An 11,333-nucleotide genomic window follows, 5' to 3' on the forward strand; every position below is an offset into this window, starting at 1 on the left:
ATGGACAAGACCAAGCAGACTGCGCCGTCCGCGGTGCCGCGCCATGTCGCGATCATCATGGATGGCAATAATCGCTGGGCGAAAAAACGCTTTATGCCGGGTGTCGCCGGGCATAAAGCGGGCGTGGATGCTGTGCGGGCGGTGATCGAGGTGTGCGCTGAGGCCAAGGTCGAAGTCCTGACCCTGTTCGCCTTCTCCAGTGAAAACTGGCAGCGCCCGGCCGATGAAGTCAGTGCCTTGATGGATCTGTTCTTCAAGGCGCTGCGTCGTGAGGCCAAGCGTCTCAACGACAACAACATCAGCCTGCGCATCATTGGCGATCGCTCGCGCTTCCACCCTGAGCTTCAGGCGGCGATGCGCGAGGCCGAGGCCATGACGGTCGGTGCCAACCGCTTTGTCCTGCAGATCGCCGCCAACTATGGCGGCCAGTGGGATATCGCTCAGGCCGCGCAGCGTCTGGCGCGTGAAGTCCAGGCCGGGCATTTGCGCCCGGAGGACATTACCCCGGATCTGCTGCAGACTTGTCTGGCCACCGGCGATCTGCCGTTGCCTGACCTGTGCATCCGCACCGGTGGCGAGCATCGCATCAGCAACTTCCTGCTGTGGCAGCTGGCCTACGCCGAGCTGTACTTCTCCGACCTGTTCTGGCCGGACTTCAAACACGACGCCATGCGCACCGCGCTGGCCGATTTCGCTTCACGCCAGCGTCGCTTCGGTAAAACGAGCGAACAGGTCGAAGCTGGAGCCCGGGTTTAATGCTTAAACAACGAATCATCACTGCACTGATCCTGCTGCCGATCGCCTTGTGCGGGTTTTTCCTGCTCAAAGGTGCCGGCTTCGCGCTGTTCATCGGTCTGGTAGTCAGTCTCGGTGCGTGGGAATGGGCGCGTCTGGCCGGCTTCACCGCACAGTCGTTCCGCGTCGGCTTTGCCGCCGTGGTCGCCTTGATGCTGTTCGTCATGTACGTGCTGCCGGGCCTTGCGCCTTGGGTGCTCGGTGCATCGGTGATCTGGTGGGCGATTGCGACTTATCTGGTGCTGACGTATCCACGTTCCAGCGCGCACTGGTCCACAGCGGCGACCAAACTGCTGATTGGTCTGCTGATCCTGCTGCCTGCGTGGCAGGGTCTGGTGCAGATCAAGCAGTACCCGCTGGGTAACTGGTTGATCATGGCGGTGATGGTGTTGGTCTGGGGTGCGGACATCGGTGCTTACTTTTCCGGGCGCAAGTTCGGCAAGCGCAAGCTCGCGCCGCAGGTCAGCCCGGGCAAGAGCTGGGAAGGCGTGTACGGTGGTCTGGCTCTGAGTCTGGTGATCACTGCGATCGTCGGGCTGGTGCGCGACTGGACCGTGGCCGAGCTGCTCAAAGGCCTGATCGGCGCGGCAGTGATCGTCTTCATTTCCGTGGTCGGTGACCTTACCGAAAGCATGTTCAAGCGCCAATCCGGCATCAAGGACAGCAGTAATCTGCTGCCCGGGCATGGTGGCGTGCTGGATCGCATCGACAGCCTGACCGCAGCCATTCCGGTGTTCGCCGTATTGCTCTGGATGGCCGCACCGTGAGTCGTCCCCAGCAGATTACGGTGTTGGGTGCGACCGGTTCGATCGGTCTGAGCACCCTTGATGTGATTGCGCGTCATCCTGAGCGTTATCAGGTTTTCGCATTGAGTGGTTTCACGCGCCTCACTGAGTTGTTCGCGTTGTGCGTGCGTCATGTGCCGCAGTTTGCCGTGGTGCCTGAAGTGGCCGCAGCGCGCGGTTTGCAGGATGACTTGCGTGCAGCCGGTTTGCCGACTCGCGTCCTGGTAGGCGAGGAGGGCCTGTGTCAGGTTGCCTCCGCGCCCGAAGTCGATGCAGTAATGGCGGCCATCGTCGGTGCGGCCGGGCTGCGTCCGACACTGGCGGCGGTCGAGGCGGGCAAGAAGATTCTGCTGGCCAATAAAGAAGCGCTGGTGATGTCCGGCGCTCTGTTCATGCAGGCCGTGCGCAAAAGCGGTTCGGTACTGCTGCCGATCGACAGCGAACACAATGCGATTTTTCAATGCATGCCAGCGGATTTCGCCCGCGGCTTGAGCTCGGTGGGTGTGCGGCGGATTTTGCTGACAGCCTCTGGCGGGCCTTTCCGGCAGACACCGATGTCCGAGCTGGCGAATGTTTCGCCTGAGCAGGCGTGTGCACATCCGAACTGGTCCATGGGGCGCAAGATCTCCGTGGATTCAGCGAGCATGATGAACAAGGGCCTGGAACTGATCGAAGCCTGCTGGTTGTTCGACGCCAGGCCGGCTCAGGTCGAAGTAGTGATCCATCCGCAGAGCGTGATCCATTCTCTGGTGGATTACGTCGATGGCTCGGTGCTGGCGCAATTGGGCAACCCCGACATGCGCACCCCGATCGCCAATGCCCTGGCCTGGCCGGAGCGTATCGATTCCGGCGTAGCGCCACTTGATCTGTTCGCCATTGCACGACTGGATTTCGAAGCGCCCGATGAAAGCCGTTTCCCCTGCCTGCGTTTGGCCCGTCAGGCGGCCGAAGCCGGCGACAGCGCGCCGGCGATGCTTAACGCGGCCAATGAAGTGGCGGTTGCAGCGTTTCTCGACGGACGGGTTCGCTACCTGGAAATCGCGAGTATCATCGAGGAAGTCTTGAATCTGGAGCCGGTGGTGGCGCTGAACGATCTGGATGCCGTATTTACGGCGGACGCGAAAGCGCGATTGCTGGCCGAGCAATGGTTGAGTCGGCACGGCCGATAGTTTTTGCAACACAACGGCGACACGCGACACTGAACAGGATTGCGGAGAAAGTAGATGAGCGCGCTCTATATGATTGCCGGCACCCTGATCGCCCTGGGTGTGCTGGTCACCTTCCACGAATTCGGCCATTTCTGGGTCGCGCGTCGCTGTGGCGTCAAGGTTCTGCGTTTTTCCGTGGGCTTCGGCATGCCGCTGCTGCGCTGGCATGACAAGCAGGGCACTGAGTTCGTGGTCGCCGCGATTCCGCTGGGCGGCTACGTCAAGATGCTCGACGAGCGCGAAGGCGAAGTGCCGGTTGATCAACTTGATCAGTCGTTCAATCGCAAATCGGTACGTCAGCGTATCGCCATTGTTGCTGCCGGCCCGATTGCCAACTTCCTGCTGGCGCTGGTGTTTTTCTGGGTGCTGGCGATGCTCGGCAGCGAGCAGGTGCGTCCGGTCATCGGCGCGGTCGAGTCTGGCAGCATTGCCGCCAAGGCTGGTCTGAACGCGGGTCAGGAGATCGTCTCGATCGATGGCGAGCCAACGTCCGGTTGGGCTGCGGTCAATCTGCAACTGGTGCGTCGTCTCGGTGAAAGCGGTGCGATTCAATTGCTGGTGCGCGAGCAGGGCTCGACCGCTGAGTCGCCCCGCACGCTGGCACTGGATAACTGGCTAAAAGGTGCCGACGAGCCGGATCCGATCCGCTCGCTGGGCATTCGTCCTTGGCGTCCGGCCTTGCCGCCGGTGCTTGCCGAGCTGGACCCGAAAGGTCCGGCCCAGGCCGCCGGGCTGAAAACCGGCGATCGCTTGCTGGCTCTTGATGGTCAGCCGCTGAGTGACTGGCAGCAGGTGGTTGATACCGTTCGTACGCGTCCTGATACCAAAATCATGCTGCGCATCGAGCGCGACAATGCTCAAATCGACGTCCCTGTGACCTTGGCGGCGCGCGGTGAAAGCAAATCGCCAAGCGGTTATCTGGGCGCGGGCGTCAAAGCCATCGACTGGCCGCCAGAAATGATCCGCGAGGTCAGTTATGGCCCGCTGGCCGCGATTGGCGAGGGTGCCCGTCGCACTTGGACCATGAGCATTCTGACGCTGGATTCACTGAAGAAAATGCTGTTCGGCGAGCTCTCGGTAAAAAACTTGAGTGGACCGATAACCATTGCTAAAGTGGCGGGCGCTTCTGCCCAGTCGGGCGTCGCTGATTTCCTGAATTTCCTTGCTTATCTGAGTATTAGCCTGGGCGTTCTGAATTTGCTGCCCATTCCTGTACTGGATGGGGGGCATTTGTTGTTTTATCTGATCGAGTGGGTGCGTGGTCGCCCCTTGTCGGATCGGGTGCAAGGTTGGGGGATACAGATCGGTATCAGTTTGGTGGTCGGGGTGATGTTGCTTGCTCTGGTCAACGATCTGGGTCGACTGTAACGCTTCGCTGAATTGCGAATCTGCCGCATTTTGCGGCAGTTTGTTTATTGCCAGTTGGAATAAGAAAGGACTTCATGAAACGTCTGCTGCTAACTGCGGTTCTCACCGTATTGATGATCGCCGAAGTTCACGCCGAGTCCTTCACTATCTCTGATATTCGCGTCAATGGCCTCCAGCGGGTCTCCGCGGGTAGCGTCTTTGGTGCCTTGCCGTTGAACGTCGGCGAGCAGGCGGATGATCGTCGCCTGGTGGAATCCACTCGTGCGTTGTTCAAAACCGGTTTCTTTCAAGATATCCAGCTGGGCCGCGAAGGCAACGTTCTGGTCATCACCGTGGTCGAGCGTCCATCGGTCGCCAGTATCGAAATCGAAGGCAACAAGGCGATTTCCACTGAAGACCTGATGAAAGGCCTCAAGCAATCCGGTCTGGCCGAAGGCGAAATCTTCCAGCGCGCCACCCTCGAGGGTGTGCGTAACGAACTGCAACGTCAGTACGTCGCCCAGGGTCGCTACTCGGCAACCGTCGACACCGAAGTGGTTTCGCAGCCGCGTAACCGCGTGGGTCTGAAGGTGAAGATCAACGAAGGTACCGTTGCCGCCATTCAGCACATCAACGTGGTAGGCAACACGGTTTTCCCTGAGGAAGACCTGACCGACCTGTTCGAACTGAAAACCACCAACTGGCTGTCGTTCTTCAAGAACGATGACAAATATGCCCGCGAAAAACTTTCCGGTGACCTGGAGCGTCTGCGTTCCTACTATCTGGACCGCGGCTATATCAACATGGACATCGCTTCGACCCAGGTATCGATTACCCCGGACAAGAAGCACGTCTACATTACTGTCAACGTCACCGAAGGCGAGAAGTACACCGTTCGTGACGTCAAGCTCAGCGGTGACCTGAAAGTCCCTGAAGACCAGATCAAGTCGCTGTTGCTCGTGCAGAAGGGCCAGGTGTTCTCGCGCAAGCTGATGACCACCACCTCCGAGCTGATCACCCGTCGTCTGGGTAACGAGGGCTACACCTTCGCCAACGTCAACGGCGTGCCTCAGCCGCACGATGATGACCACACTGTGGACATCCTCTTCGCTGTCGATCCGGGCAAGCGTGCCTACGTAAACCGCATCAATTTCCGTGGCAACACCAAGTCCGAGGACGAAGTGCTGCGTCGTGAAATGCGTCAAATGGAAGGTGGCTGGGCTTCGACCTACCTGATCGACCAGTCCAAGACCCGTCTGGAGCGCCTGGGCTTCTTCAAGGAAGTCAACGTTGAAACCCCGGCGGTGCCTGGCGTCGACGACCAGGTTGATGTGAACTACGCCGTTGAAGAACAGGCTTCCGGTTCGATCACCGCCAGCGTTGGTTTCGCCCAGAGCGCCGGTCTGATCCTCGGTGGTTCGATCACCCAGAACAACTTCTTGGGTACCGGTAACCGCGTCAGCATCGGCCTGACCCGCAGCGAATACCAGAGCCGCTACAACTTCGGCTACGTTGACCCCTACTGGACCGCCGACGGCGTGAGCCTGGGTTACAACGCGTTCTATCGCACCACCGACTACGATGAACTCGATGCCGATATTTCCAGCTATGCGGTAGACAGCCTCGGTGCGGGCGTCAACGTCGGCTACCCGATCAGTGAGACTTCGCGTCTGACCTTCGGTCTGTCTGCCCAGCAGGACAAGATCAATACCGGTCGCTATACCGTTGACGAGATTTTCGACTTCGTCGAGAAAGAAGGCGATAACTACCTGAACTTCAAGGCCTCGGCCGGTTGGTCCGAGTCGACCCTGAACAAAGGCGTGTTGCCGACCCGTGGTCGTTCCCAGAGCCTGACCCTGGAAACCACCATTCCTGGAAGCGACCTGTCGTTCTTCAAACTTGACTACCGTGGTCAGCTGTTCCAGCCGATCACCGAAAACTACACACTGCGCCTGCACTCCGAACTCGGTTATGGCGATGGCTACGGTTCGACCGATGGTCTGCCGTTCTATGAAAACTACTATGCCGGTGGTTTCAACTCGGTTCGTGGCTTCAAGGACAGCACCCTCGGCCCGCGCAGTACGCCGAGCCGTGGCAACAACCCGGGCACTATTGCAGACCCGGACCAGGATCCGCTGCCGTTTGGTGGTAACGTCCTGATCCAGGGTGGCGTGGAAGTCCTGTTCCCGCTGCCATTCGTCAAGGATCAGCGTTCCCTGCGTACTTCGGTCTTCTGGGATGTCGGTAACGTGTTTGACTCGCAGTGCAAGGACACTACGAACGCCAATGGTTCGTCGTCCAACACCAAGTGCAACGACATCAGTCTGAGCAACATGGCCAGTTCCGTCGGTGTCGGCGTGACCTGGGTCACCGCACTGGGGCCGTTGAGCTTCGCCCTGGCGATGCCGATCAAGAAACCGGATGACGCTGAAACTCAAGTGTTCCAATTCTCCCTCGGCCAGACGTTCTAAGCGTCTGACCCAAGATAACGACAATGGATTTTGTAGGAGTGCATCGTGCGTAAGTTGACTCAATTGGTTCTCCTGGCCTCCGTACTGGTGGCAGGCCCGGCGTTCGCCGACATGAAAATTGCCGTGCTGAACTATCAGATGGCTCTGCTGGAATCCGACGCGGCGAAGAAGTACGCGGTGGATGCAGAGAAGAAGTTCGGTCCGCAACTGACCAAGCTGAAAACCCTGGAAAGCAGCGCCAAAGGCATTCAGGACCGTCTGATGGCCGGTGGCGACAAAATGCAGCAGGGCGAGCGTGAGCGTCTGGAGCTGGAATTCAAGCAAAAGGCTCGTGACTTCCAGTTCCAGTCCAAGGAACTGAATGAAGCCAAAGCCGTTGCCGACCGTGAAATGCTCAAGCAACTGAAGCCGAAACTGGACAGTGCCGTGGAAGAAGTCATCAAGAAAGGTGGTTTTGACCTGGTGTTCGAGCGTGGCGCAGTCATCGATGTCAAACCTCAGTACGACATCACGCGCCAGGTTATCGAGCGCATGAATCAGCTGAAGTAACCCATGACCGTGACTATCAGGCTCGGCCAGTTGGCCGAGCACCTCGGCGCCACCCTGCGTGGCGACCCCGAGACGCAAATTACTGGGCTAGCCACTTTGCAAGAGGCTGGCCCAGCTCAGTTGAGCTTTCTGGCAAATCCCCAATACCGCAAATACCTGGCCGGTTCTCAGGCAGCTGCACTGCTGCTCAAGGAAGCCGACGCCGAAGGTTTCGCCGGTAATGCCTTGGTGGTGCCGGATCCTTACCTGGCCTACGCACGCATCTCGCATCTGTTCGATCCAAAGCCAAAAGCGGCTGGCGGGATTCATCCGACAGCGGTGATCGCGGCGGACGCAGTGGTTGATCCAAGTGCCAGCATCGGTCCGTTCGTGGTGATCGAAGCCGGTGCACGCATCGCTGCACAGGTCACGCTGGGCGCGCATTGCGTAGTCGGCGCGCGCAGCGAAATCGGTGAAGGCGGCTGGCTGGCTCCGCGCGTCACGCTCTATCACGATGTGCGCATCGGCAAGCGTGTGGTTATTCAGTCCGGCGCAGTGATCGGCGGTGAGGGGTTCGGCTTCGCCAACGAAAAAGGTGTCTGGCAGAAAATCGCCCAGATCGGTGGCGTGACCATCGGCGACGATGTCGAGATTGGCGTGAACACCGCCATCGACCGCGGCGCTCTGGCCGATACGGTGATTGGCAACGGTGTGAAGCTCGACAACCAGATTCAGATCGCGCACAACGTCCAGGTCGGTGATCACACCGCCATGGCTGCGTGCGTTGGCATTTCCGGCAGCACCAAGATCGGCAAGCACTGCATGCTCGCCGGCGGTGTTGGTCTGGTCGGCCACATTGATATTTGCGACAACGTTTTCCTGACCGGGATGACCATGGTGACTCACTCGATTACCGAGCCGGGCGCCTATTCTTCCGGCACAGCCATGCAACCGGCGGCCGAATGGCGCAAAAGCGCGGCCCGAATCCGTCAGCTCGATGACATCGCGCGACGGTTGAAACAGCTGGAAAAGCGCGTTGGGGAAGTGACCCCTGACGGTAATGCTTCATCTGATGGCTGATACCATTTCCATATCAAGTGTGCACAGCCTCTGGACTGCCTCCTTGATTTGCTAGAGGAGTGCGCGTCAGTCGCGCTCCCAATCTTTACATAGGCTTTCCCCTGAAATGATGGACATCAACGAGATTCGCGAATACCTGCCTCACCGTTACCCGTTCCTGCTGGTGGACCGGGTGGTGGAACTGGACACTGAAGGCAAGCGAATTCGCGCCTACAAGAATGTCAGCATCAATGAACCGTTCTTCAATGGTCACTTCCCTGCGCATCCAATCATGCCGGGCGTGCTGATCATCGAAGCGATGGCTCAGGCTGCCGGGATCCTCGGTTTCAAGATGCTCGACGTCAAACCGGCCGACGGCACCCTGTATTACTTCGTCGGTTCCGACAAGCTGCGCTTCCGCCAGCCAGTCAAGCCGGGCGATCAGTTGATCCTTGAAGCGACTTTCATCAGCTGCAAGCGCAAGATCTGGAAGTTCGAATGCCAGGCTTCGGTGGACGGCAAGCCGGTCTGCTCGGCAGAAATCATCTGCGCGGAACAGAAAGTATGAGTTTGATTGACCCTCGCGCAATCATCGATCCGTCCGCCGTTCTGGCTGACGGCGTCGAGGTCGGCCCGTGGTCGATCATCGGCGCAGGTGTGGAAATCGGCGAGGGTACCGTGATCGGGCCGCACGTGATCCTCAAGGGGCCGACCCGCATTGGTAAAAACAATCGCATCTACCAGTTTTCTTCGGTAGGCGAAGACACCCCGGATCTGAAGTACAAAGGCGAGGAAACCCGCCTGGTGATCGGCGACCACAACGTCATCCGCGAAGGCGTGACCATTCACCGTGGCACCGTGCAGGACCGTTCGGAAACCACACTGGGTGATCACAACCTGATCATGGCCTATGCCCACATCGGCCATGACAGCGTCATCGGCAATCACTGCATTCTGGTCAACAACACTGCGTTGGCCGGGCATGTACACGTTGACGACTGGGCGATCCTCTCCGGTTTCACCCTGGTGCACCAGTACTGCCACATCGGCGCCCACAGCTTTTCCGGCATGGGCACGGCGATCGGCAAGGACGTTCCGGCGTTCGTCACCGTATTCGGCAACCCGGCCGAAGCGCGCAGCATGAACTTCGAAGGCATGCGCCGTCGCGGTTTCAGCGAAGACGCGATCCACGCCTTGCGTCGTGCTTACAAGACGGTCTATCGGCAGGGCCTGACGGTCGAGCAGGCGCTGGCCGAGCTGGCCGAGCCGTCTGCGCAGTTCCCTGAAGTCGCCGTGTTCCGCGATTCGATCCAGGCGTCGACTCGCGGCATCACCCGCTGATCATGGCCAGTCTGCGTATCGCGCTGGTGGCGGGTGAGGCTTCCGGTGACATTCTCGGCGCCGGCCTCATGCGCGCGCTCAAGACTCAGCACCCGACAGTCGAGTTCATCGGCGTCGGCGGTCCGCTGATGCAGGCTGAAGGCCTGACCTCGTACTTTCCCATGGAGCGCCTGTCGGTCATGGGGCTGGTGGAGGTCCTCGGTCGGCTGCGTGAGTTACTCAAACGCCGCAAAGAGCTGATTGCCACACTGATCGCCGCGAAGCCGGACGTGTTCATCGGCATCGATGCGCCGGATTTCAACCTCAATATCGAACTCAAGCTGCGTCAGGCCGGGATCAAGACCGTGCATTACGTCAGCCCGTCGGTATGGGCGTGGCGGCAGAAGCGGGTGCTGAAGATCCGCGAAGGCTGCGATCTGATGCTGACCCTGTTGCCGTTCGAGGCGAAATTCTACGAAGAGAAAGGCGTGCCGGTGCGTTTCGTCGGTCACACCTTGGCCGATACCATTCCGCTGCAAGCCGACCGCGCCGCTGCACGCACCGAACTAGGCTTGGCCGACGGTCCGCTGGTAGCGCTGATGCCGGGCAGCCGTGGCGGGGAAGTCAGTCGCCTCGGTGCGCTGTTCCTCGACACCGCCGAACGTCTGCGCGGCATGCGTCCGGGCGTGCGCTTTGTCATTCCTTGTGCAAACCCGGAACGCCGGGTGCAACTCGAGGCCTTGCTTGCTGGCCGGGATTTGCCGGTAACCTTGCTCGACGGTAAATCCCACTTGGCCCTCGCCGCGTGCAACGCCGTGTTGATCGCCTCCGGCACTGCTACCCTTGAAGCGCTGCTGTACAAGCGGCCGATGGTGGTGGCGTATCGGTTGGCGCCGCTGACATTCTGGATTCTCAAGCGTATGGTCAAAAGCCCATACGTGTCGCTGCCCAACTTGCTCGCTCAGCGCTTGCTGGTGCCGGAGTTGTTGCAGGATGATGCGACTGTCGAGGCGTTGGCGCAGACGCTGTCGCCATTGATCGATGGCGGTGATGAACAGACCCGCGGCTTCGACGAGATCCACCGCACGCTGCGGCGCGATGCTTCCAATCAGGCGGCGCAAGCCGTCCTTGACCTGATCGGCAAAACACAATGAGCAAGACAAGCATGCAAATGGGTCTGGATTTCACTCTGGTAGCCGAAGTCGAAGAACTGGTCGCTGGTGTTGATGAAGTCGGTCGTGGTCCGTTGTGCGGTGCGGTGGTGACGGCGGCAGTGATTCTCGATCCGAACCGGCCGATCCTCGGCCTCGACGATTCGAAAAAACTCACCGAAGCCAAGCGCGAAAAGCTCTATGACGAGATCTGCGAAAAGGCGCTGAGCTGGTGCATCGCTCGCGCCGAAGTCGAAGAAATCGACGATCTGAATATCCTCCACGCGACCATGCTGGCCATGCAGCGCGCGGTTGCCGGTCTGCACATTCAGCCGAAACTGGCGATGATCGACGGTAACCGCTGCCCGCATCTGCCGATGCGTGCCGAGGCGGTGATTCAGGGCGACGGCAAGGTGCCGGCGATCGCGGCGGCGTCGATTCTGGCCAAGGTCAGCCGTGACCGCGAAATGGCGGCATTCGAATTGATCTACCCGGGCTACGGCATCGGCGGCCATAAAGGCTACCCGACGCCCGTTCATCTGGAAGCACTGGCGCGGCTCGGCCCGACGCCGATTCACCGCCGCTCTTTCGCCCCGGTACGCCTGGCTTACGAGGCGCGGGAAAGCCTGACGCAGGTTTAGGCGCAAGGCTGATGTTTTATTCGAGGCC

11 protein-coding genes are annotated in these 11,333 nt (G+C 59.7%); all 11 read left to right on the forward strand.

The annotated features are described in order from the left end of the window. The 11 genes from uppS to rnhB all read left to right on the forward strand — a co-directional run bounded on the left by uppS (nt 1) and on the right by rnhB (nt 11,305). Nucleotides 1–756 carry a polyprenyl diphosphate synthase gene (gene uppS / locus AB4N73_RS00345; RefSeq protein WP_016771475.1) on the forward strand — a complete coding sequence of 252 codons (756 nt, stop codon included), beginning with the start codon at nt 1–3 and terminating at the stop codon, nt 754–756. Beyond that, nucleotides 756–1,562: a phosphatidate cytidylyltransferase gene (locus AB4N73_RS00350; protein WP_016771474.1), complete on the forward strand. Its 807-nt coding sequence runs from the start codon at nt 756–758 to the stop codon at nt 1,560–1,562. Before uppS ends, AB4N73_RS00350 begins: the two co-directional genes overlap by 1 nt. Next, a complete protein-coding gene (gene ispC, locus AB4N73_RS00355; RefSeq protein WP_217852627.1) occupies nt 1,559–2,749 on the forward strand; it encodes a 1-deoxy-D-xylulose-5-phosphate reductoisomerase in 1,191 nt (396 codons plus the stop codon). The genes AB4N73_RS00350 and ispC overlap by 4 nt, the downstream gene beginning before the upstream one ends. A 54-nt stretch (nt 2,750–2,803) precedes the next feature. Continuing rightward, a complete protein-coding gene (rseP, locus tag AB4N73_RS00360; RefSeq protein WP_056783211.1) occupies nt 2,804–4,156 on the forward strand; it encodes a sigma E protease regulator RseP in 1,353 nt (450 codons plus the stop codon). A gap of 74 nt (nt 4,157–4,230) precedes the next feature. Beyond that, a complete protein-coding gene (bamA, locus tag AB4N73_RS00365; protein WP_041478127.1) occupies nt 4,231–6,606 on the forward strand; it encodes an outer membrane protein assembly factor BamA in 2,376 nt (791 codons plus the stop codon). Between the two features lie 45 nt (nt 6,607–6,651). After that, nucleotides 6,652–7,155: an OmpH/Skp family outer membrane protein gene (locus AB4N73_RS00370; RefSeq protein WP_003222140.1), complete on the forward strand. Its 504-nt coding sequence runs from the start codon at nt 6,652–6,654 to the stop codon at nt 7,153–7,155. A 3-nt stretch (nt 7,156–7,158) separates the two neighbouring features. Next, on the forward strand, nt 7,159–8,214 hold the full coding sequence (lpxD, locus tag AB4N73_RS00375; protein WP_056783213.1) for a UDP-3-O-(3-hydroxymyristoyl)glucosamine N-acyltransferase: 1,056 nt from the start codon (nt 7,159–7,161) through the stop codon (nt 8,212–8,214). 106 nt (nt 8,215–8,320) lie between these two features. Next, nucleotides 8,321–8,761 (forward strand): 3-hydroxyacyl-ACP dehydratase FabZ, encoded by a 441-nt coding sequence (gene fabZ, locus AB4N73_RS00380; RefSeq protein ID WP_016771469.1) that lies wholly within the window; start codon nt 8,321–8,323, stop codon nt 8,759–8,761. Beyond that, nucleotides 8,758–9,534, forward strand: a complete 777-nt coding sequence (gene lpxA, locus AB4N73_RS00385; protein WP_150636319.1) for an acyl-ACP--UDP-N-acetylglucosamine O-acyltransferase — start codon at nt 8,758–8,760, stop codon at nt 9,532–9,534. Before fabZ ends, lpxA begins: the two co-directional genes overlap by 4 nt. A 2-nt stretch (nt 9,535–9,536) precedes the next feature. Beyond that, a complete protein-coding gene (gene lpxB, locus AB4N73_RS00390) occupies nt 9,537–10,667 on the forward strand; it encodes a lipid-A-disaccharide synthase (RefSeq protein ID WP_370695114.1) in 1,131 nt (376 codons plus the stop codon). Between the two features lie 11 nt (nt 10,668–10,678). Then, on the forward strand, nt 10,679–11,305 hold the full coding sequence (gene rnhB, locus AB4N73_RS00395; RefSeq protein WP_016771466.1) for a ribonuclease HII: 627 nt from the start codon (nt 10,679–10,681) through the stop codon (nt 11,303–11,305). The last annotated feature ends 28 nt before the right edge of the window (nt 11,306–11,333 follow it).

Source organism: Pseudomonas sp. S3_B08, from assembly GCF_054667725.1.

Excerpts from the sequence above, each read along its gene's own strand:
- uppS (WP_016771475.1), top strand. The coding sequence starts at position 1 with ATGGACAAGACCAAGCAGACTGCGCCGTCCGCGGTGCCGCGCCATGTC.
- AB4N73_RS00350 (WP_016771474.1), top strand. The coding sequence starts at position 756 with ATGCTTAAACAACGAATCATCACTGCACTGATCCTGCTGCCGATCGCC.
- rseP (WP_056783211.1), top strand. The coding sequence starts at position 2,804 with ATGAGCGCGCTCTATATGATTGCCGGCACCCTGATCGCCCTGGGTGTG.
- bamA (WP_041478127.1), top strand. The coding sequence starts at position 4,231 with ATGAAACGTCTGCTGCTAACTGCGGTTCTCACCGTATTGATGATCGCC.
- lpxD (WP_056783213.1), top strand. The coding sequence starts at position 7,159 with ATGACCGTGACTATCAGGCTCGGCCAGTTGGCCGAGCACCTCGGCGCC.
- fabZ (WP_016771469.1), top strand. The coding sequence starts at position 8,321 with ATGATGGACATCAACGAGATTCGCGAATACCTGCCTCACCGTTACCCG.
- lpxA (WP_150636319.1), top strand. The coding sequence starts at position 8,758 with ATGAGTTTGATTGACCCTCGCGCAATCATCGATCCGTCCGCCGTTCTG.
- lpxB (WP_370695114.1), top strand. The coding sequence starts at position 9,537 with ATGGCCAGTCTGCGTATCGCGCTGGTGGCGGGTGAGGCTTCCGGTGAC.
- rnhB (WP_016771466.1), top strand. The coding sequence starts at position 10,679 with ATGCAAATGGGTCTGGATTTCACTCTGGTAGCCGAAGTCGAAGAACTG.